At 52.3% G+C, this 20,792-nt stretch carries 21 protein-coding genes; 20 read left to right on the plus strand and 1 reads right to left on the minus strand.

Annotated features, from left to right (window positions below; genetic code table 11):
- From J3482_RS16490 to J3482_RS16570, 17 genes are all read left to right on the plus strand, one after another.
- The coding region (locus J3482_RS16490; RefSeq protein ID WP_206922753.1) for a hypothetical protein at positions 1 to 282 on the plus strand (282 nt) is incomplete at its 5' end.
- Positions 283 to 469: 187 nt separating this feature from the next.
- Positions 470 to 1,693, plus strand: coding sequence for an IS110 family RNA-guided transposase (locus tag J3482_RS16495; RefSeq protein WP_206922762.1), 1,224 nt, complete (start codon positions 470 to 472; stop codon positions 1,691 to 1,693).
- A 295-nt stretch (positions 1,694 to 1,988) separates the two neighbouring features.
- On the plus strand, positions 1,989 to 2,651 hold the full coding sequence (locus J3482_RS16500; RefSeq protein WP_206922754.1) for a GntR family transcriptional regulator: 663 nt from the start codon (positions 1,989 to 1,991) through the stop codon (positions 2,649 to 2,651).
- A 52-nt stretch (positions 2,652 to 2,703) separates the two neighbouring features.
- A complete protein-coding gene (locus J3482_RS16505; protein ID WP_206922755.1) occupies positions 2,704 to 3,225 on the plus strand; it encodes a hypothetical protein in 522 nt (173 codons plus the stop codon).
- A gap of 18 nt (positions 3,226 to 3,243) precedes the next feature.
- Complete coding sequence (locus J3482_RS16510; protein ID WP_206922756.1) at positions 3,244 to 4,101, plus strand: GNAT family N-acetyltransferase; 858 nt, start codon at positions 3,244 to 3,246, stop codon at positions 4,099 to 4,101.
- Positions 4,102 to 4,165: 64 nt separating this feature from the next.
- The gene (locus tag J3482_RS16515; protein WP_206919697.1) at positions 4,166 to 4,360 is read left to right on the plus strand and encodes a hypothetical protein; all 195 of its coding nucleotides are present in this window, start codon (positions 4,166 to 4,168) and stop codon (positions 4,358 to 4,360) included.
- Between the two features lie 67 nt (positions 4,361 to 4,427).
- On the plus strand, positions 4,428 to 4,637 hold the full coding sequence (locus tag J3482_RS16520; protein WP_328702735.1) for a hypothetical protein: 210 nt from the start codon (positions 4,428 to 4,430) through the stop codon (positions 4,635 to 4,637).
- 176 nt (positions 4,638 to 4,813) lie between these two features.
- On the plus strand, positions 4,814 to 8,308 hold the full coding sequence (locus J3482_RS16525) for a M14 family metallopeptidase (RefSeq protein ID WP_206922757.1): 3,495 nt from the start codon (positions 4,814 to 4,816) through the stop codon (positions 8,306 to 8,308).
- 89 nt (positions 8,309 to 8,397) lie between these two features.
- Positions 8,398 to 9,183: an IclR family transcriptional regulator gene (locus tag J3482_RS16530; RefSeq protein ID WP_206922758.1), complete on the plus strand. Its 786-nt coding sequence runs from the start codon at positions 8,398 to 8,400 to the stop codon at positions 9,181 to 9,183.
- A gap of 28 nt (positions 9,184 to 9,211) precedes the next feature.
- Positions 9,212 to 9,931 carry a DUF969 domain-containing protein gene (locus tag J3482_RS16535; RefSeq protein WP_206922759.1) on the plus strand — a complete coding sequence of 240 codons (720 nt, stop codon included), beginning with the start codon at positions 9,212 to 9,214 and terminating at the stop codon, positions 9,929 to 9,931.
- Positions 9,915 to 10,868 carry a DUF979 domain-containing protein gene (locus J3482_RS16540; protein WP_206922760.1) on the plus strand — a complete coding sequence of 318 codons (954 nt, stop codon included), beginning with the start codon at positions 9,915 to 9,917 and terminating at the stop codon, positions 10,866 to 10,868. Before J3482_RS16535 ends, J3482_RS16540 begins: the two co-directional genes overlap by 17 nt.
- Before the next feature lie 65 nt (positions 10,869 to 10,933).
- A complete protein-coding gene (gene pcp / locus J3482_RS16545; protein WP_206919049.1) occupies positions 10,934 to 11,593 on the plus strand; it encodes a pyroglutamyl-peptidase I in 660 nt (219 codons plus the stop codon).
- A gap of 952 nt (positions 11,594 to 12,545) precedes the next feature.
- The gene (locus J3482_RS16550) at positions 12,546 to 13,466 is read left to right on the plus strand and encodes a catechol 2,3-dioxygenase (protein WP_206919057.1); all 921 of its coding nucleotides are present in this window, start codon (positions 12,546 to 12,548) and stop codon (positions 13,464 to 13,466) included.
- 33 nt (positions 13,467 to 13,499) lie between these two features.
- Positions 13,500 to 14,699: an acyl-CoA dehydrogenase family protein gene (locus tag J3482_RS16555; protein WP_021298652.1), complete on the plus strand. Its 1,200-nt coding sequence runs from the start codon at positions 13,500 to 13,502 to the stop codon at positions 14,697 to 14,699.
- 39 nt (positions 14,700 to 14,738) lie between these two features.
- Positions 14,739 to 15,029, plus strand: a complete 291-nt coding sequence (locus J3482_RS16560) for a 2Fe-2S iron-sulfur cluster-binding protein (RefSeq protein ID WP_021298653.1) — start codon at positions 14,739 to 14,741, stop codon at positions 15,027 to 15,029.
- Positions 15,026 to 15,460, plus strand: a complete 435-nt coding sequence (locus tag J3482_RS16565) for a GlcG/HbpS family heme-binding protein (RefSeq protein WP_021298654.1) — start codon at positions 15,026 to 15,028, stop codon at positions 15,458 to 15,460. The genes J3482_RS16560 and J3482_RS16565 overlap by 4 nt, the downstream gene beginning before the upstream one ends.
- 156 nt (positions 15,461 to 15,616) lie before the next feature.
- Positions 15,617 to 16,324 carry a class I SAM-dependent methyltransferase gene (locus tag J3482_RS16570; RefSeq protein ID WP_206922761.1) on the plus strand — a complete coding sequence of 236 codons (708 nt, stop codon included), beginning with the start codon at positions 15,617 to 15,619 and terminating at the stop codon, positions 16,322 to 16,324.
- A gap of 94 nt (positions 16,325 to 16,418) precedes the next feature.
- Here the strand turns inward: J3482_RS16570 and def are convergent, their stop codons facing one another.
- The gene (def, locus tag J3482_RS16575; RefSeq protein WP_021298656.1) at positions 16,419 to 17,168 is read right to left on the minus strand and encodes a peptide deformylase; all 750 of its coding nucleotides are present in this window, start codon (positions 17,166 to 17,168) and stop codon (positions 16,419 to 16,421) included.
- 135 nt (positions 17,169 to 17,303) lie between these two features.
- Here def and map point away from each other — a divergent pair, with 135 nt between their 5' ends.
- From map to J3482_RS16590, 3 genes are all read left to right on the plus strand, one after another.
- Positions 17,304 to 18,533: a type I methionyl aminopeptidase gene (map, locus tag J3482_RS16580; RefSeq protein WP_206919062.1), complete on the plus strand. Its 1,230-nt coding sequence runs from the start codon at positions 17,304 to 17,306 to the stop codon at positions 18,531 to 18,533.
- A 303-nt stretch (positions 18,534 to 18,836) separates the two neighbouring features.
- Positions 18,837 to 19,814: a bile acid:sodium symporter family protein gene (locus J3482_RS16585; RefSeq protein WP_206919071.1), complete on the plus strand. Its 978-nt coding sequence runs from the start codon at positions 18,837 to 18,839 to the stop codon at positions 19,812 to 19,814.
- 414 nt (positions 19,815 to 20,228) lie between these two features.
- On the plus strand, positions 20,229 to 20,786 hold the full coding sequence (locus J3482_RS16590; RefSeq protein ID WP_021298660.1) for a GNAT family N-acetyltransferase: 558 nt from the start codon (positions 20,229 to 20,231) through the stop codon (positions 20,784 to 20,786).
- Positions 20,787 to 20,792: the final 6 nt, after the last annotated feature.

Raw genomic sequence — 20,792 nt, forward strand, 5'->3', positions numbered from 1 at the left:
GCGCAGGATTTGCGTGATTTTGGGGCTGCCATAAAGTCGACGGGACTTCACAAATATCTGGTGAATCCGCTTCGTGATTCGTTTTCGGCGTTTGGTACGTTCGCTCTCCGGGCGCCTGCGCCACGCGTAATACCCGCTCCGAGATACATCCAACATCTTGCACATCTTCTCAACCGAAAATTTGGAGCGGTATCAGTCGATGAATTGGTACCTTATTTCCGGTCGTTCATGAAGATGCGCACCGCTTCGTATTATCAGGTTAACCAGCAATGGTTGATATAACATCATGGTAGCCGGGGAGAACGGCGCACGGCTTGGGATACGATCCCGTTAAAAAAACTGTTCACCCACTATCGTAATCATCATGTTTGAGCTGGTTGGGACTGTAGGAGCCCGTATCACATGCGAAGCTATGAAATTACGATAGTTTGTGGGTTGCCGGCATTGTTTGGGGTATAGGTTTATGGAAATGAAGTCCGTAGTTGGAATTGATGTTGCAAAGGGCCAGAGTCAAGCATGTATCTATTTGCAGAAAGGAAAGCCCTTTAGAAAAGATTTTAGCTTTAATCACACCAAGGAGGGTTTTGAAACCCTGTTGAGTCATCTACGAGATGTGGAGAACGCCGTTGGAGAGCGTCCTGATGCGATTTTAGAGGCAACTGGGCATTACCACAACTCGGTTGTTCAGTTTTTAGAGCAAAATGAATATCGAGTGTTTGTCGTAAATCCTTTAATTTCTCAAAGAGCGAGAAAATCGCAATTGAGAAAGTTGAAAACGGATTTGGCTGATGCTCGTCACTTGGCTGATCTCTATTACAAGGAGGAGTTTGAGCCTTTCAAACGTCGTGATGTTCAGATTTTGAATCTTCGTCATTTAACACGTCAGCATGAGGCAATTACGACGATGTATGTTCAGGCCAAGCTGAACTTCCAAGCTATCTTGGATCAGGTATTTCCGTTATACGTAGGGGTTTTTAGTGATTTGTATTCAGTTACATCGCTAAAGCTTATTCAAAAATATAGAACACCTACAGATTTTCTTGAAACGAATCCCTCCCAAATAGCAGAGGACATCATGGACATGAACCATCGCTCAAAATCCCTGTCTTGGGCGCAAAACAAAGCGGAACTGTTGCAAACGGCTGCTGCCAACAGCCCCACCGTTCCACTCTCTCACCACAGCTATTATTTCACATTAAATATGATGGCCGATATGCTTCTTCAGTATAAGGAGCATTTGGAGAACATTGAACAAGAAATTGACACCCTGGCGAATAACCTGTCAGAATGCACGTTGCTTCAGAGCATCCCAGGTATCGGGAAGAAAATCTCTGCTACCGTTCTAGCTGAAATCGGCGATATAGAACAATTCAATAGTGCAAAAAAACTTGTCGCGTTTGCTGGTGTAGACCCAAGCGTTTTTTCATCGGGTAAATTCAAATCGACGGAAAATCGAATCACAAAGCGAGGTTCAAAACGATTACGAAGGGCTTTATTTCTGGCGGTTCAATGCGGGTTAAGAAAAGGTGCAAATGTACGACTTAGAGTCTTTTATGACAGAAAGCGAGTGGAAGGGAAAGCAAACAAAGTGGCGCTAATTGCTTGTGTGAATAAACTGCTTCACACCATATTTGCAATCCTCTCGAAGAGAGAGGCTTTTCGTCAGTCATTTAGCCCAGAAATAACCGGCTAACGAAATAAAAAGACCATTAAAACCCTATTGTATTTGGGTCTATTTGATGCGCCCGGATACATATAACGAATTTTGGCCAAATCGAGAGTTTTTCACTTGACAACATATTAGCTGGTTTCGTAAGCAATGATGTAGTTGTCTTCTGTTTATTTGCTGTCCATGATCGTGACGTTTCACCTATGACATACGGCGTCACGCCGCGTCAGCACGCGACATACAATCTATCCTGATCCTGCTTGCTGTTCATATATGAATGTAATATATTACATACAACAGAACGACAAGGGGAGTCATCATGCCAATTCCGGAAGGTTATTTACGACCTGAACGCGTCTCTGCAAGAGATCGCGCATTAGAGCAGATTCAACGCTGGATTGTCGACGGTACGCTCCAGCCCGGGGAAAAGTTGAGCGATGGCGCGTTGGCCGAGGCGCTTGGCGTGAGCCGGACGCCCGTCAGAGAAGCACTGCAAACACTGGAATTGCAAGGTTTCGTCGAGATGCACCGCGGGCGGGACACAAGAGTTACGGCCATTTCGAGGGAGGACATCCGAAAGATCTATCCTCCTTTGGCTTCGTTGCAATCGCTTGCAGCGGAGCTGGTTGTTGAGTCGGTGACCGCGGAGTTTATCGGGCAGTTGCGTGAAGTCAATAGACAATTTGCAACTGCACTGCGTCGCAAGTCGTCTTACGAGGCGATGGAATTAGACGACGAATTTCACAATGCGATTGTCGAGCGTACAAACAATCCATACATTTCGTCGTTCATTTCGACCCTTCAACTTCACGCGCGCAGATTAAAGTACGTATTCTTTGAGGACTCGTTATTATCGCACGAATCGATTGCTGAACATGAGAACATCTTACAGGCGCTCGAACAGCGGGATGCAGAGAAGGCTGCGTCAGCGACGCGGGAAAATTGGCTGCGCGCGATGCACGAGTTATCTCGCCGTATGTAAAGGACAATCCAAAGCATGTGGGAAGAACGGGGTGTCAATGGTGGAGATAGGGATGAATGCGTCAGCGATTCATAAAGATGCTATCGAAGTTCGTTGGCTTTCCGAGCATTTCATGCGCAAAGAGCTATGTGCCATAACGTGTCGTTGGGCGACGCGGGCTGAAAGGGATGTGGTGGATTGCAATCTGGGCTGCATTCTCTCGGATGTGTGGGCGGCCGAACATCGGCTGGCGCCATTTCCGGAGGTAGCCGTCGCGTTCTATGAGCAGTGCGCCGTAGGAATCGTCTGCGGAACGACCTTGTCTACACAAAGATGCTTTTTTATCGATCACCTGGTGGTTCATCCACGGTACAATGTGACAAAGACTGGATTTCCCGCGATGCACGTAATTCAGGAGTGCCTTGTTGAGGCCGCCATCGACCACAGTCAGGCGTGTGGCTACCACGGATGGTTAGCGTGTTGCCCGGAACCCGGTACGGAAGCGATGTGGAGGCGGTTGGGTTTCTCGAAGGCAGACTCGTTTATCTATCGCCGCATGGGATACTTCACGCAAATGCCCGCAGGGATCCACTAGTTAGGAGGCGGCGTTCTGATGGTGGGCCATTCACAGGTTGAACGATTGAAGCCGGAAGATGCGCTTGCCCTACAGGCCTTGGCTGAAGCTGTCGGTTGGCGTTTTCATCCCGAACAAGCGCATCTTTTGCTGTCGGCAGGGGGCACGGTGTTCGGTCAGCGCGTACAGGGTCGGCTTATCGCAAGTGCGGGTATTTATACATATGACACGTCGTTCTCCTCGTTAGGTGTCGTCATGGTTGATCGCGCGTTTCAGCGGCGAGGCCTGGGCAGGCGTATGGTCGAACGGTGTCTCACAGAGGTGGCAAAGACTGATACAAAGGTGACGTTGGTGGCGACATCGGAGGGATTTCCACTCTATGCGTCGCTCGGGTTTCAAACGGTGGGGCAGGTCTATCGTTATCAGCGAGATCGCGCAGATTCAGACGATGCGCTGCAACATTATGCAGGGATGTCCAAAATGACACGAGCGGACCTGGCGGAAGTGATTCGGATGGATGATGTCGCCTTTGGTGCGCCGAGGTCTGCATTATTTCACACGCTGTTTTCCCAGATGCAAGATGGTTATGTGGTTCGCGATGCGACGGGTGCTTTACAGGGAATGGGCATCGCTGTTTGTCGCGGGGCGTGCTTGTTGATTGGACCGCTGGTGGCCAAGACGAATACGACAGCGCTGGCGCTCGTGCAGCGGATGGCAGCGGCTTTTGATGGACCAGTGCGGTTGGACGTGCCAAGTCATCAGATAGCTTTTGCTAATCAGTTAGCGTCACACGGGTTCCAAGAGCAGAGGGTGTCGCCAGTCATGCTCCTTGGGGGATCGAAGTTGCCGGGGCAGCGGGATGTCATGTTTGCCATCGCTGATCCAGCTTTTGGGTGAAATAATCGCCGCAGCGCTGAACTTTATGTGCTTTGGTAGCAAATGTATGTTCGGAGGGGAATCGATGGACACGCGATTTACAAAGTTACTTCAGATACAGTACCCAATCGTACAGGCTGGCACGAACCGACCTTTTGCAATGAACCTGTTTGTTCCGGAAAAAGTGGTTGCCAATCCGGATGAAATCAGGCAAATGAATGAACAGTTAAAACCGATTCGAAAACGTTTTTGGATGGGCGAGGACTCGCGGCCAGCTTAGTGTTAGGCGCGTCTGCTGTGCAGATGGGAACCGCATTTCTCGCCTGTCCGGAAAGTCGTGCGCATTCGTGCTACAAAGAACGCGTCGTTACCGTGGCAAGATTCCTCCGTACTCGATTCAGAATCAGTTGACACAGGGGATTCGAAAAGCTGCCGCGCAGCAGGGAGATTTCGATTACATGTCCTTGTGGGCTGGACAGGGCCTGTGGCTTGCGACGAGTCGCCCGGCGGAGGAAATCGTTCGCGAAACTATCGCGCAAGCGCAAGGCGTGCGATGAAATGATTCGATGAAATGAGGGGTTGTTGTACATCGTGCAACATGGTCGCATGGGGATTTGCGTCCCGATGCAAATTATGAACCGTCTCTTGTATTCTACGGTTCAAACTCTTACCATGAGTAGATATTGAATAATCGGAATTGTCGTTCCGAATAGTGGAATGAGAGGCGCTGTAGATGCAGGAACTTTGGAGTACGGACGGGATTTTTGTCGGAGCGCACAATCGACGCGTGCCAGCGCGCCTGTTCAGGCGAGTGACCGTTCCGTCCAAGCGTACACTGTGGGAGACTGCAGCCATGATTGAGGTGGCGTCACGAATCGGGTTTCATCTCGTCGAACTGGAGCAACCGGTTTTTGACGCCCTGTTTATTTTTGACGAACTCGACACAGCGAATCCTGATTCGACAGATGATGGGTCTCAAACTGGTATTCAACTCGTTATTGGCAGTGATGCAGTCTGGCTCAAACAAGTGCTTGGGAAGAAGGCAGAACCGATTGTCCAGTCTTTGCAGATGGGACCGCCGCATCATGGTGCGCTTTATCGATACCAGGATCTAGGAATGACGACGCTTGTCGTCACAGGGACGGCGCCTGAGTGCGTCCTCCACGCCGCACATTATCTGGTCACAGACGGATTTGGGGACGGGATTCAGTGTGATCAATCCCTCACGTTCGTCCCTCCGAACTCCCCCTCTGTACAGGGTTCCGGAATGCAAGGTCAGTTTCCGGGCGCTAAACGCGATTTATCTCTCCATACGCTGTTTACGAAGCAAGGAGTTTATCGTACGTCACCACGACAATTGCATCCTGAGCTTAATGTCCTATTTGACGTCGTCTGTTCGGATTTTGAAGAGACAGTGGCTGCAATCGAACTCGCTTGTCGCTTGTCGCTATCAGCAGCAAGTATCTGTTTTCCGATGACGCGTACCCCGGAGGCGAGGCAATCCCAGGAGACCGATTTAGTCATTTCTGTTGCTCAGATAGCGGACGGGCCACAGCAATCTGTGCAACTGACGCCGGGTTCATGCGCTCCGACGCTTCAAATCTCCGCACGTAAAGGACACTTGATTGCACTTGTGCGGAAAATGATGGATGAATGGTTTGATGAAGTGGACGTGCTTGAAGCGGATACGTGGCGCCAGCGATTTGCTATGTTGCAAAGCGAAAGTTCGGATCTTCGCGAACGGGCGCAACTGGCGATGCGCTTGTATCAGGTGCTGGCGTGTCACGAGGTGAGCGAGATTGTGCTCCCTGTCCAACTCGGTCAGCCACTGGCGATGTGGGAACGATTTTTGCAGTTGCGTCGTAGGCCGAAGGATAGCAATGTCGTGCGCGTCGAAGAAAGAGCGCCTGTGTGGTCCACTGATTGGCGAGCGGATGGTGAACTGGCGGAAATCGCATCGTATGTGGAGGCGTTTTTTGCGGGGGTCGCTGAAGAAGGTATGCCTGAAGCGGCGGCGATTGAGGTGACGACGACGGTAAGTACCCCCTCGTTTGCCACATGGTCTAGTGATTTGCAGTCGAAGTTGCACCAGCAGTTCGGCGTGCGGGTTTCGTTTGTCTACCGCAACGCCAATAAGTCTGGATTGCATTGGCTTATGCACGAAGTCCTGCCAGAACTGAAAGAACGCACAGGGGTGCACCGGGTGGAGCTTGCAGCCAGGGCCTTTCGCCCTGAGGTTGCCCATATCGATCACGCTTATCGCTTCCTCCAGGAACTATATCCGGGGGATGCGATGATCTCGTCCGAATTGGGGATTGCCCTGGAGCAAGTTCAATTGCGCCTGAACGACAGCGATCATGCTCCGATGTTTCAAGTGATTGCTTACGCAATCGACGGTCGACCCATTGGCGAGTGGGTGTGGGAAGGCTGGGCCAGGAGTGCGGTGTATATGCCGGAGAAGCCGGAGCTTGGACGCGTGCTCGTTCCTTCGGCAGGTTGTCGAATTTTTTGTGGGACGCAGGTGGGACAAGCGGCGGACGTTTGGAATTCCCGCCAATTTGACACGAGTGCGTTCCTGTTTTGGCAGTGGTATCAAGCTGTTGTACGACAGGTGGAAGAGCGCGAAGACTTACATCCAGATGCTCCGAAGTTTATGCAATTGCAGTGTGACGTATGGATGGATGCCGAGGATGAGAAGATTCCATATCTGGAGGAGGTCAATTCTTGCCTCGAGGCGCTGCATGAGGATATTTACTTTTACACACTTCATGCCTTCTCTGAACATGGCCGGCAGATAGGCGATGTGACGTGGGATGCCCCAGGCGGAATTCTGCCGTTTATGCACGCGCAAATGGCTATTGAGCCACACGCGACAGTTCAATTGTATGCGTTCCCTACGCGTGCTGAAGTCCGGTGTACGATAGATAAATCTCCCCAGACCATCGTTCCCTTTGCGCGTGGCGTGTTTGCTGGCGCACGTGTAGTGGGCATCACGTGGTCTGAAATCGGGCAATCGTTTGTCTTTGAGGGGCAGATGGATGAGTCGGTGGAGCGTGCGTGTCACATGTGGCTCAACGCAGCAACAGGTGCCTACATTGCCCCTGCCAACGATGACAATCCGGCAGTCCTGGCCTATCCGAAATCACTTCATCGCGACATCTTCGTCAATCGCGATGTCAGGCGATGGTTGGCACGACACCAAGAGATGATTGTGGGACGCGCGTTGTGCTTGGACTATTCGTTTCTTGGTGAACCCATTTGGTTTGTGGAACTGTACGACGTGAGGAAGCGAATGGCGATTTCTTCCCCACTAAAGCATGCATTGTACAAACCGACGCTCTTCATCAACGCGAGGCATCACGCCAATGAGGTATCGAGCACCAACGCAGCTTTGCAGCTCATCCAATCGTTGTCTCAGGAGCGCACGTTGCTCGAACGCGTCAATTTGGTCGTCGTGCCGCTGGAAAACGCCGACGGCGCGAACTTGCATGAGCGTATGGCAGACGAGCATCCGACTTGGAAGCTGCACGCCGCGCGGTACAATGCGTGTGGACTCGAGTTTCAGGATTATCGCTTTCGGGCTGATACGATATTTGGCGAAAGTCGTGTATATGAAAAAATCTGGAATCGGTGGACGCCGGACGTCGCTATTGATGACCACGGCATTCCCTCCCACGAATGGATTCAACCATTTAGTGGGTATAGCAGTCCACCGCGGTTTCCAGTCTCGTATTGGATTCCGAGTGCCCGTATGTACACGATTTGGCGTGAGCCGGGTACGCAGCGCGATGTACATTGGAGTGCCTATCAATCCCTTCGCGAATATGTAACCGCTCGGTTGGATGCAGATGCGGAGGTGGCGCGTGACAATGGAATGTGGTTAAACACGTATCGGCGATGGGGAAATCATTTTGATCCAGCGTATTTTCCGGTGGAGTTGTCCAATGGGAGTATTGCGCACACCTGGAAGACCCGCATTGGCGAAACATCGAATGTCCTAGCAGAGCGGTTTCCGGAATTTATCACGGCCGATATTATCACTGAAGTCAATGACGAGACGGTTCATGGGGTGGAGTTGGCTCAGTGTGCCCACGCGCATCTCGTCGTCAATGAAGCGGTCGTGGACTGGTTAGCATCTGTTGAGACGAAGGTTGAGGTGCAGTGTACGCCTCTTTGCGATGACAGATTTCGTTTAAACATGACAAGAATTCGCCCAGTTTGTCAATAAACATAACATAAATGCTTGTAAACATTATTAAAATAAATTAAAATTCGTGATAAGTTTCAATATTTGAAATAGAAATTCCGCATGTTGGAATGGAAGGGGGATTCTCAATTAGCCAAAATCAAACTGTTGTAAAATCTCTTGAAGTTCTCAATTTGTTTTTGAAGGAAGCTCACTTGAATCTGAACCAGATGACGGAGCGGCTCAGACAACCTAAGACCTCTGTCTATCGAATGGTTCGGTCGTTAGAAGAAGTGGGGTTCCTTTCCAGAGATGAAGGCGGAAAGTATCGCCTTGGTTTGGTGCTGTTGCAGTTTGGGCAGTTGGTCAGTGAGCGCTTGGATGTCCGACGATTGGCCTTGCCTGTCATGGCGCGCTTGCGTGATGACACAGACGAAGCCGTGAATTTGATTGTTCGGGATGGGTATGAGGCGGTTTATATCGAAAAGGTTAATACGATGCATCCGGTCCGCGTATACAATGAGCGCCCAGGACTTCGAGTTCCGCTCTATGCCGGTGCTTGTCCGCGCATTTTGTTGACGTATATGGAGAAGGAAGAACAGGAGCAGTACTTGCTTGATGTCCAACTTCACGCAGTCGGCCATGCCACCATCACCGATGTCAGCGAATTGCGAAGGGTGCTTGCTGAGGCCAGAGAACAGGGGTACACCGTTAGTCATTCTGAGCTCTTGGATGGGACTTCCGCCGTCGCTGCGCCGATATTCAATCACCGTGGTGAAATTGTGGCGGGAATTAGTGTGGTAGGTCTGACAGCTCGGTTCACTCCTGAAGTGATTCCAGACTTTATCGAACAAGTGAAACAAGCAGCAGAGATTTGCTCAATACAACTTGGATTCCAACATCAGAAACAAGTCTAGGGACTATGTTTACAAAGGAGTGACACAGGTGGTTTTAATAGGTGTCGCAGTTGTCATCGTCGGGTTTCTCATTCGGTTAAACCCCTTGTTGGTCGTTACTGTTGCTGGTTTGGTCACGGGACTTATCGCGCATCAATCTTTATACAGTATCATCACGCAATTCGGAGAAGCATTTGAGACCAACCGCTATATGGCCATTTTTATCGCGACGCTGCCTGTGATTGGTCTGCTCGAAAGGCACGGCCTCCGCGAACAGGCTGAGCGGCTGATTGGTAGAATCCGCGCGGCTACGACGGGTCGTATTCTGATGTTGTATCTGCTTTTGCGGGAAGTGACTGCTGCACTCGGCATCACGTCTATCGGCGGCGCGGCACAGACGGTTCGTCCGTTGATTGCGCCAATGGCCGAAGGGGCCGTGGAAGCAAAGTATGGCTCAATACCGGAAGATACGCAGCAGGAAGTTCGCGCGCATGCCGCAGCGGTCGATAATATCGGCGTATTCTTCGGCGAAGACATCTTTATCGCCGTTGGTGCGGTGTTATTAATGAAAGGATTTTTTGATCAGAACCACATTAAGTCAACGCCGATTGATATGGGACTGTGGGCCATTCCGACGGCTGCAGCGGCGCTTGTGATTCATTGTATTCGGTTGTATTTGCTGGATAGGCGAATCAAACGGCGCATGACAGGGGAGAGCACATCTACGACAAGCACAGAGGAGGGCGCGAACCTTGGTGATCTCAACTGAAGCAGTTTATATTTTTATCGGAATTATCACACTGTGCGGAAGTATCTATACATTCTTCGACAAGAAGAATCCTCGCCGAATTTCGTCCGCGCTGTTCTATTTTCTCTACGCTGTCACCTTGATGTGCGCAAAAGTGATTCCTCCGTTTTACATCGGCCTGATTGTCCTTGCGATTGTCGTCCTCGCTGGACTCAATCGAGTGCAGAAAGGCCACTACGGTGAAGCGCCGCGGGAAGAGCGCGAGAAGAACCGGAAACGTTTAGGTGGATGGTTGTTCTTGCCGGCACTGTTGATTCCGTTGCTCACGGTGGCAGGTGTGGAAGGGGTCGGCAGCCACAAACTGGCTGGGCGCTTTATCTTTGACCAGTCCAATGTCACGATGGTCTCGCTGGCGGTGGGAACTGCCATCGCACTGATTGTCGCTTGGCTGATGACCAAATCCTCTCCGTTAACCTCTGTTAAAGAGTCGAGGCGGCTGCTGGAGTCGATTGGCTGGGCGGCCGTGTTGCCACAGATGCTTGCGATGCTCGGGACAATTTTTAACAGTGCCGGTGTCGGGACAGCGGTATCGAGTGCGGTAGATCACATTATTCCCGCCAACTCGCTTTTCTGGGCGGTGTTTGCCTACTGTGTTGGAATGGCTTTGTTTACGATGATTATGGGCAATGCATTCGCCGCATTTCCTGTCATGACCGCAGGGATTGCCATCCCACTCATCATTCAGCACTTCGGTGTGAATGCGGATAGGGTCGCAGCCATCGGTATGTTTGCCGGCTATTGTGGTACGTTGATGACGCCTATGGCGGCAAACTTCAACATTGTGCCCGCGGCGCTACTGGATTTAAAAAGTAAGTACCACGTCATTCGGGCACAGGTTCCGACAGCGATTCTCTTGTTGGCTGTGAACATCGTCATCATGTACCTCGTCGCACGATGATACAGATGAACATAGGCGCTTGAGGGGAAGCAACGTACACAATTCATCAAGGAAGGCATGATAATATGGAGACGCGAGTTCTGGTCACAGGATTTGATCCATTTGGTGGCGAGCAAGTCAATCCGGCGCTGGAGGCTATCAAGCGCTTAACAGGGCGTGTGATAGAGGATGAATTGGGAACTATCCACATCATTCCAGTAGAAATCCCTACGGTGTTCGGCGCCTCGATTGCCTCGTTGCGACAAGCGATGGCCGCGAACCGACCGGATATTGTGATTTGTGTCGGCCAAGCGGGTGGGCGGCATCATATTACGCCGGAACGGGTTGCCATAAACGTGGATGACGCGCGGATTCCAGACAATGCGGGAAATCAGCCGATTGACGAATCCATTGTCGCTGACGGCCCTGCAGCTTATTGGACGGGGCTGCCGATTAAAGCGATTGTTCGCGCATTACAGGACGCGGGGATTCCTGCATCAGTCTCGAATACGGCAGGGACGTATGTCTGTAACCATTTGTTTTATGGGCTGATGCATTTGTTAAACACAGAGTACCCAGGCATTCGGGGCGGTTTTATTCACATTCCGTTCTTGCCGGAGCAAGTGGTAGACAAAGAGGCGCCCAGTATGTCCTTAGATGCGATTGTGCGCGCGATAGAGATTGCTGTTCAGGTCTCCGCTCGCCAGCAAACGGACATTCACGTATCTGCAGGAAAAGAGTCTTAAGGGTTGTTTTGGACGACAAACGGTACACGTTCGGGGACAGACGGCCTTGGCCGTCTGTCCTTTTTTCTAGAGCCACGGGTGAGGCCCAGGTTGACGCTTTGGGCGCGGTGGAAGATGCTGTGGGGAACGCCTGGGCAACCCTTGCGGTGTCCTGTGCACCGGATGGCCTGTGAACGGTGCGCTACCTCGAGGCATTGGGTATATCGGCTGGACGCGACGAGGTGGCTGGCTCTGCCCCACTAAGGGAGGTTGACCTGGCGTCCAACGCGCTGCTGGTCTTTGGTGATGCGGGCGGGCATAGGGATCAATCGCGTGATTTGGGTTGTGGTGAAATGCTTGCGGAGGGTGTGGGCGCATAGACGATTGATTTGCTAGCCCCGGACGCCGCATTGGAGGGCGTTGGACGTGCCCTTGCATCCCCTTATTTACAGGTTTTTTTCGTGTGAGAAATGAGAAGAATCCTCGTCGCTTCCCTGGGTCGCCGCTCGTGCCGTCACGCTGCACGGGGACGTGTGATGTGTTTGGAGGGATTGGTCGCTGGGGCGCAACTTGTGCCCCGTGGGGAGAATCTTCCTCGATATGCGGTGTGGGCGTGGTACCGCTCTCGTCGATTGGAGCGTCCATTGGGTTTTCGGATTGAATTGATTCTTCGGTCGGTTCCTCGGCCGGTGTATGGCTGGATAGTGCTGATGCGCCATTCATCATTGCCCTTAAAACGTTCATCATCATGATATTTTCCACCCTTTCACAGCTAGCCAATGCGATTTCGCCTTGGTCGGTACTGGATAGGTGTCCAGCGCGGTTCGAATCGGGCGGATGAAATATTCCGTACTGTTCGTGCCAAAAACGCAGTGACCTGGCTGGACAGAATCAACTGATTGATTTGTATCTCAAAATCCTAAGGAGTCTTACCATAAGGGTACATCGCATTACTTCAGCAAAAGGGGTGCTCATGATGGGAATTATGCGAATTGGCAGGGCACAGTTGCGCGTGATGGATCTCGATACCGCAGTCGACTATTACACCAATGTCATCGGCCTGGACGTCGTTGGGCAAGAAGCAGGCAAGGTTTACCTGAAGGCGTGGGACGAGTGGGATCACCATAGTCTGATTCTTCAGCAAGCGGACTCGCCTGGATTAGATCATTTCGCGTTTAAGGTGGAAAAGGAAGATGACCTGAGCGAGTTTGAGAAAAAGGTTGAGCAGTTTGGCTGTACACTCAAACGCATCTCGAAGGGCGCGCGGCTGGGTGAGGGCGAGGCGATTCGGTTCGAATTGCCGACGGGACACCAAGTGGAGCTGTACAGCGAGATTGAACAGCTTGGTACGAAAGTCGGCGTTTTAAATCCACACCCGTGGCCAGATGGGTTACGCGGGATTGCACCGCATCGGTTAGACCACGTCTTGTTAACTGGCGAGGACGTGAAAACGGTTACGCGTTTTTTCACGGAGGCGCTGGGGTTATACCAGAGTGAGCAGGTGCTTTCGGTCGACGGCGAGGATATGGTGGGCAGCTTCATGTACGCTGCCAACGGCAAACCGCACGATGTGGCGTTTATCAAAGGCCCAGACAAAAAATTGCATCACGCCGCGTTTTATGTGGAGCACTGGTACGACGTGTTGAAGGCGGCCGATATTCTGTCAAAACACGATGTGACGGTGGAGATAACGCCTACGCGCCACGCAATGACCAGGGGACAGACGGTTTACTTCTTCGATCCGTCCGGAAATCGCAACGAAGCATTTGCAAGCGGTTACATTACGTACCCGGACTTTCCGACCATCACCTGGACGGAAGATAAAATCATGCACGGGATTTTCTATCACCGCCGCATGCTGATTGAAGAGTCTTACATGAAGGCGCTTACCTGATGATTGGATTCGACTGAACAGGGGGGTATCGAATTGGCCAAGACACTGACCAAACAGGCGCGAGTGGATGTGGCGACGCTTTTGGCGAGGGCGGAAGAAGTCGGCAAATTGGCGGAAGCAGAGGCGTTTGCGGGGGATAAGAACGCTCGATTGTCCGATAACATCGCCAAAGCTATCCGCGATGCCGAGTTTCACAAGTTGATGAAGCCCCAGCGATTTGGCGGAATTCCTTGTGATTTACACACATATGCCGAGATCATCCGCACAGTCGCCCGGTATAACATCCCGGCCGCCTGGCTGACGTACTTTTACTCTGCGCATGACATCTGGGCCGCGAATCTTCCACCGGAGGGACGGGAGGAAATCCTCGGCGGCGACGTTCTGCTGGCGGACGTCGTGGCGCCAATTGGGCGAGTGGAGAAGGACGGCGATGGCTACCGCCTGTATGGTCAATGGAATTTTTGCAGCGGTGTCTTGTGGGCCGACTGGGTAGGCCTCGGCGCGATGATGGAACTTCCGGATGGAGATGGGCCTGAGTATTGCGTGCTTGCGGTCCCCAAATCCGACTACACTATCGTCGACAACTGGGATACTTTAGGCCTTCGCGGTTCTGGCAGCAATGGTGTCCGCGTCGACGGCGCCTATGTCCCCTTGCATCGAATTCTTCCTGCGGGCCGTTTGCTTTCGACCGGCAAACCTGCGGGTGGCGATTATGACGAAGCGGATCCCATTTATCGAATGCCCTTCATGCCGCTGTTCCTGCTTGGGTTCCCTGTGGTGGCCCTCGGCGGGGTGGATCGGATTCTGGCCCTGTTCCATGAGCGGACCGAGCGGAGGGTGCGCGTGTTTAAGGGCGGATCGAAAGAAAAAGAATCCTCCGGAAGCCAACGGCTGTACGCCGAGATGACGATGCAACAGAAAGCGTCCGAAGGACTTATCCGTCGCTATATTGAGCAGTTGGAACGCTGGCAGGAAGAAGGAAAAACAGTGGTCAGTGACGTCGAGCGCGAGGAACTGTTCGCGTTGCGGGGCCAAGTCGTGAAAACGGCCGCGAACATCGCTGTGAACGCGATGCTGACATTGGGGGGTACCGCTATCTTCAAGGGCGATCCTGTGGAATTGTTCACACGAGACATCCTGGCCGTTGCGGCGCACCCGAACAGCCTCTATGAGGACTCGATGGCTGCATATGGCAGGACGTTGTTTGGTCTAAAGGGAGACCCGGTCTGGTAAATTTGTCGACCTTCGGTTCGCTTGAGAGGAGGTTCCTCGGTGTTTACGGTTCAAATTGTCGACGGACAGTGGAAAGACGCCGTCTTTGCGTGCGACGGCCAAGAGAGCTTGTTGGACGCCGCACGCAAACAGGGTATCAAAATTTCGTTTGGTTGCCGTGGTGGTGGATGTGGCATGTGCAAAGTGAAGGTACAGGCTGGGCGCTTTGAACGAGGGGTGAGCTCGAAAGCGGTGCTCCCTGACGAGGAACGCGTGTTGAATTACACGCTGGCGTGCAAAACGTATCCTAGGAGCAACCTTTGTGTGTCGATGGAGGCGGGGGACACTTGAACGTCTATTTTCATAAACCGGCGATTTCACAACCCATTGTCGTGAAGATGCTCGAAGCAGCTTGCGCCTGCGCACAAGACCTGGGAACGTCTGTGAATGTGGCCATCGTCGACGATGGGGGCAACTTGAAAGGGTTTATCCGCATGGATGATGCGCCGCTTTTGAGTGGCGAGATCGCACAAAATAAGGCGTACTCGGCGAGCGCATTTGGCATGCCGACGTCACAGTGGTATCCAATGCTTGAAAAGAATCCGGCTTTGTTGCACGGCATCGTCCATACGAATCGTTTGACGATTTTCGCAGGTGGGCTGCCCATCTTGATTGAAGGGCGCGTAGCGGGTGGCATTGGCGTGTCGGGCGGCACAGGCGAACAGGACGAACTGTGTGCAAAAGCTGGATTGGCGGAACTGGAGACATACCTCCGCTCGTGAGAAAGCGCGCTCTAGGACGGTTGATATTCTATGTAGGAGTCTATTTAGGCTGAAATGTATGGTTCCCCAACGCGCACTGGCGAATCTTCGTGTATCATGTTGGCATACATCGCCAGCGCAGCGTGGTTTGGCAGTGCGCGCGAAGGAGGAATCCGTATGACGCAAAATTGGGGAAATCCAGATACGGCCAAGCAGTGGGACGAGCAAGGGGGAACCTGGAACCCGCTGCGTTCGGAACAGCTCGATATTTTGGTGTCGATTCTCGCAGACGGCTATCAACCTGGAAATTGGATTTTGGACCTTGGATATGGTTCGGGTAAGGTTGAAAAGCTGATTTTTGATAAAGTTGCACAGGCGTCGGTCGTCGGCGTGGACAACTCGCAAGCGATGATGCAATTAGCTGCGAAGCGGTTAGCCGATTATCCGAATACATTCGAATCGGTTCAACACGACTTGGGAGACATTCAGACCTTGAAACTCCCCAAGCACCCATATCAATTTGCGATTGCAATTCAGTCGTTGCACCATCTCTCGAAAGCGCAGATGCAGTCGGTGTATCAATACACATTCAACGTACTTGAACCCGGCGGCATCTTTTTGTTGCTCGACCGTTTGCAGGTGGAAACCCAAGGGTTGTACAAGGTGTTCCAGACGGTGTGGCAGCGTCAGGATAAATTGCACGGTTCGGAGGTAGCGGCCCACGAAGGCGACAGTTTTGCGGCGCATCGCGAGATCGTGTTGAATCGAGGAGATTATCCGGTCCTGGTTGACGAACATCTCGCTTGGTTGCGTCAGGTTGGTTTTGAAACGGCCTGCATTCATCTGCATGGGAACCGGGCGCTCTTTGCTGCAGTTAAGCCCTAATTCATGACTTTTTGCATCACGTCGAGCAGGGCGCCGGCTTTTCGGTCGCCCTGCTGGTTTGTGACCGCTCGATACTTGGGCAGGATGCGCGACATCAGCGCGGTGTATGAGACAAATTCTCCTCCAATGTTTCAATCAGTTGTTCTAACGCGTCGTTACATCCCTCTAGACGATTCCAATCGATGTCGCCCGCTAGTTGTGCGCGATAATCTTGCAACATCTCGAGCGATAGCGTCAGTTTCCACGAGAGCTCTGCTAAGGTGTCGGCAATCAATTGCAGCTCTTGCTGGCGCGCGTATTCTTCTGCCTGGGTCTCGATATCTGTGTCATCGGACGCTTCTTCCGTTTCGGCTGTCTCATCGTCATCGTCGAGCAACAGGCCGAGGGCTTGCAATACCATTTCCTCTTCCGACAGGTAATCCATGAATAGGATGCCGTTGAGGTGATCGACCTCGTGACAAATCACCCGCGCCAACAAATCCGTCGCCTCTAGCGAAAATTCCCGCCCGTCTGCGTCCTGCGCGCGCACTGTGATTTGCTGTGGGCGCCGAATGTTCAAGGTGTGATCCGGAAAGCTCAGACAAGATTCGTACCCGTCTACTTCGCCTTTTGCCGCCACGATTTCGGGGTTCACGAACACCTGCACGCCGGCGCCGACATCGACGACAATCACCCGCATTGGAATGTCGATTTGTGGTGCGGCCAGACCGAGTCCACGATGTGCAGTCACGGTGTCTGATAAATCGTCGATGACTTGTTTTAACTTTTGGTCGAACGCAGTGACCGGATCGCTCACTTGACGCAACGCTTGGATATCGCCCTGAAGTATGGGCCGAATCGACATACAGAACCCCCCTCGTATTAGTGTATAGAGATGCCGTTTAGGAATGTGTTGCATCGACGAATGCCCAGGTTATATCTGCCCGTTTCCACGGCTTATAGGAAGTTCATATAAATGCCTATGAAAGGGGCGGATTCTGTGATTTACACCAGAACCGAACAGGAATTGTCCAACATGCGGCAATGCGGTGAAATCAATGCGCAGGTCCACGAAGTGCTGCGTCATGCCATACAACCCGGCATCACGACGCGCGAACTGGACGCGATTGCCGGGGCAGAAATTCGACAGGCGGGGGCGAAATCGTCCATTCGGGATGCACTTGGTTTTCCGGGGGACATTTGTATTTCCATCAACGAGGAAGTCGGGCATGGCATTCCTGGCGACTACGCGATTCAACCAGGGGATCTTGTCAAAATTGACATCAGCATCGAGTACGCGGGATATCACACCGATTGCGCGTACACACATATCATCGAACCCGTGCCGGCGCAGGCAGCTCAATTGGTCGCAGCGACTCGGCAAGCCTTAGCGGCGGGTATCCAATGCGCGAGGCCGGGTGGCCATTGCTCGGATATCTCTTATGCCATCGGCCAGATGATTCAGGATAGTGGGTATGCCGTGATTCGTCACGCCAACGGACATGGGATTGGTACGTCGTTGCATGAAGATCCCATCATCGCCAACTTTGGCCCACCGGGTCGCGGCCCGCGTCTGCGCGAGGGAATGGTCATCGCCGTTGAGCCAGTCGTGAGCATGGGGACTCGCTATACGCTCTGCAGGTCGGATGGTTGGACCGATGTCACCGCAGATGGTTCGCTCTGCGCACACTTCGAGCACACCATCGTCATCACAGACGGGCAGCCGGAGATTTTGACGAAGCTACCGAACAGCACGAGTGACCGCCCCGCTTTGCCTGTCCAATACCGCGACATGAGGGAGGACGACAAGTCGCGCTTGCTGCAACTGGCGGCTGCAGAAATGGACGATATCCTGATAACCGCATGGGGACGCCGTGTTCGCCCGGACGAGATTTTCGATCCGTCAGCCACCACAAAAGTCTTGGAAACGGAGGACGGCTTAGCTGGATTTTTTACCTACTCAGAGCGCCAAGATGTGATGTTTTTGCATACGGTGGTCATCGCTTCTGACATTCAAGGACAGGGACTCGGCAAACAAGTGATGCGGTATTTGGAGGAAGCCGCCAGGGCACGTGGTCTAGCTGGCGTGGAATTGTGCGTGCAGACGAACAATCGGCGAGCCATTCGATTTTATGAGCGACTCGGGTTCCAACCGGTGGAGATGCCCTATGCGAACACGAAGTTGATGCATAAGGCAGTGACATCGGCCGGGGATACACGCTGGTCTTGATGGCCCGGCCGATTACTGTCGTTTGGTTTGTGCTAAGCACCAAAGCCCACAGGCCACCTCAACGAGCGATAAAAGCGGGTGGCCAGTGAGTAGGAACAAAATGGCGAATACGATGGAGAAGTTGATATTGAACCAGAGCAAGGACGAGTTCGGTTTCTGTTGACGTTTCATGGCACTATTTATGCGATCCCCAACTGGCTTATGCGCCCGCACCCTCTGTGATGGGGATGCAAATTGTTTGTTGAATTTTCAGGTTTTTGTACTACTATGTTTTATGAAGAAATCATGGGAGGATTGATGGTTATCAGAGCTCTTGAAAGCGTTAGCCGATTTGTTGGAGGAACGTTCGCTTATTGGGTCTTGTTATTTGCGATTATTTCGTTTATTGCGCCAAGTGGATTTGAATGGCTCGGCAAATACACCGTGGAATTATTGGGTGTCGTCATGTTTGGCATGGGATTGACGCTGTCACCGAAGGATTTCCAAGAGGTGTTTCGCCGTCCCAAGGATGTAGCGATAGGGGTGGCTAGCCACTTTGTGGTGATGCCGCTATTGGCGTTTTTAATCTGTTTGGCCCTGCGGTTGCCGCCGGATATTTTAGTTGGTGTGATTTTGGTGGGGAGCTGCCCAAGTGGTACATCCTCAAATGTCATGACGTTCTTGGCCAGAGGGGACGTATCCCTCGCGGTCTCCATTGCTTCCGTATCGACCTTGTTGGCCCCAATTGTGACCCCTGCACTCATTCTTTTGTTTGCAAGTAAATGGGTAGCCGTCAACCCGCTGTCGCTATTCTGGCAAATTGTCGAGGTCATCATTCTTCCGATTCTTGTGGGGTTAATCGTAAAGACCTTTTTCCGTGGCACCGCTACGGCCAGTAAGAAAGTATTGCCTTTGGTATCCGCCATCGCCATCATCGCGATCGTGGCGGGGGTTGTCAGTGGCAGTCACCAACAAATCGCCGCGACCGGGTTGCTCATCTTTGCCGCAGTTGTGCTACATAACGTGTGCGGCTTCACCCTGGGCTACATTTTAGCGAAGTTGCTCCGGATGGATCTGCCCAAGCGAGCAGCTGTATCGCTGGAAGTCGGCATGCAGAATTCGGCACTTGGCGTCGCGATTGCGAAGGCACATTTCACGCCGATTGCTGCTGTGCCCAGTGCCATCTTTAGTGTGTGGCACAACATTTCGGGTGCAATTTTGGCCAGCATTTATAGTCGCATGCAACAGCGAAATGCAGAGGCAGCCAACCATGCCGAAGTGGAAGGCCCCATAGAGGCTTGATAGGGGTGGACGTGGCGCAAGGGCGGTGGAGCATCGTGCCACGGCGAGTGGGACTATCCGGCAGAATGTCTTATTAAGACACGCAGGTGTTTTTTGACGCCCATAAGACACGAAAACTGCGCTAATCCTTGGTTTTATGCCTTTATCGGGCGGCCTTTGGGTCAATAGGGCATTTTGCGTGCCCTATACCGACCGGCCTGGCTGAAAATCTGAAGATAGCGCAGATAATCTGCTCTATGTGCCGCCCTTCACGCGCCCGTCCCCGCGAATTATCCTCCAAAGTTCCGAAACGATGTCGTTCTACCCGAAAACCGCCAATTTATGGTACAGTAGGGTCAATCTATGCATAGGGGTCCAGCGAAGTTGATGTGGTGATCGCGAAATGGATTTTGGCTGGATAAGGGGAGAACCAGCGTGTTTTGTCTGCGCGTCGACGATGAAATTCAACTGAAACTACTGGAAATTCGGGATGCTGAGAAAATGTACGCCCTCACGGACCATTCGCGTACGTATTTGCGGGAGTGGCTGCCGTGGGTCGATGCGACGACGTCAGTTGCGGACACATTGGCTTTTATTGAGTCCACACTGCGGCAATTCGCGTCCAATCAAGGATTTCAGGCAGGTGTTTTATATCACGGCGAACTGGTCGGTGCGATTGGTTGTCACGGGGTGAATTGGGCAAACCGATCTGCATCCATTGGCTATTGGCTGAGTCACGACAAACAGGGAAAAGGGATTATGACGCGCGCGTGTCGAGCGGTCACCGATACATTGTTCAAGGAATACGGGCTTCATCGCGTGGAAATCCGAGCAGCCGTTGAAAATCGTAAGAGTCGAGCGATTCCAGAGCGGATCGGATTCGTACAGGAGGGCATTTGCCGCGATGTAGAATGGGTGGATAATCGCTACGTCGACCACGTGGTCTATGTGATGTTAGAACGCGAGTGGATCACGAGTGAATCCACCACTTGAGGTGAA

Origin of the sequence: Alicyclobacillus suci (genome assembly GCF_017329615.1) — a bacterium.
Classification (GTDB): domain Bacteria; phylum Bacillota; class Bacilli; order Alicyclobacillales; family Alicyclobacillaceae; genus Alicyclobacillus; species Alicyclobacillus suci.

Coding starts and splice junctions, on each gene's coding strand:
- J3482_RS16530 (WP_206922758.1), top strand. CDS start 8,398: ATGGAAGGGGGATTCTCAATTAGCCAAAATCAAACTGTTGTAAAATCT.
- J3482_RS16550 (WP_206919057.1), top strand. CDS start 12,546: ATGATGGGAATTATGCGAATTGGCAGGGCACAGTTGCGCGTGATGGAT.
- J3482_RS16525 (WP_206922757.1), top strand. CDS start 4,814: ATGCAGGAACTTTGGAGTACGGACGGGATTTTTGTCGGAGCGCACAAT.
- J3482_RS16505 (WP_206922755.1), top strand. CDS start 2,704: ATGAATGCGTCAGCGATTCATAAAGATGCTATCGAAGTTCGTTGGCTT.
- J3482_RS16500 (WP_206922754.1), top strand. CDS start 1,989: ATGCCAATTCCGGAAGGTTATTTACGACCTGAACGCGTCTCTGCAAGA.
- J3482_RS16510 (WP_206922756.1), top strand. CDS start 3,244: ATGGTGGGCCATTCACAGGTTGAACGATTGAAGCCGGAAGATGCGCTT.
- def (WP_021298656.1), bottom strand. CDS start 17,168: ATGTCGATTCGGCCCATACTTCAGGGCGATATCCAAGCGTTGCGTCAA.
- J3482_RS16570 (WP_206922761.1), top strand. CDS start 15,617: ATGACGCAAAATTGGGGAAATCCAGATACGGCCAAGCAGTGGGACGAG.
- J3482_RS16515 (WP_206919697.1), top strand. CDS start 4,166: ATGGACACGCGATTTACAAAGTTACTTCAGATACAGTACCCAATCGTA.
- pcp (WP_206919049.1), top strand. CDS start 10,934: ATGGAGACGCGAGTTCTGGTCACAGGATTTGATCCATTTGGTGGCGAG.
- J3482_RS16495 (WP_206922762.1), top strand. CDS start 470: ATGAAGTCCGTAGTTGGAATTGATGTTGCAAAGGGCCAGAGTCAAGCA.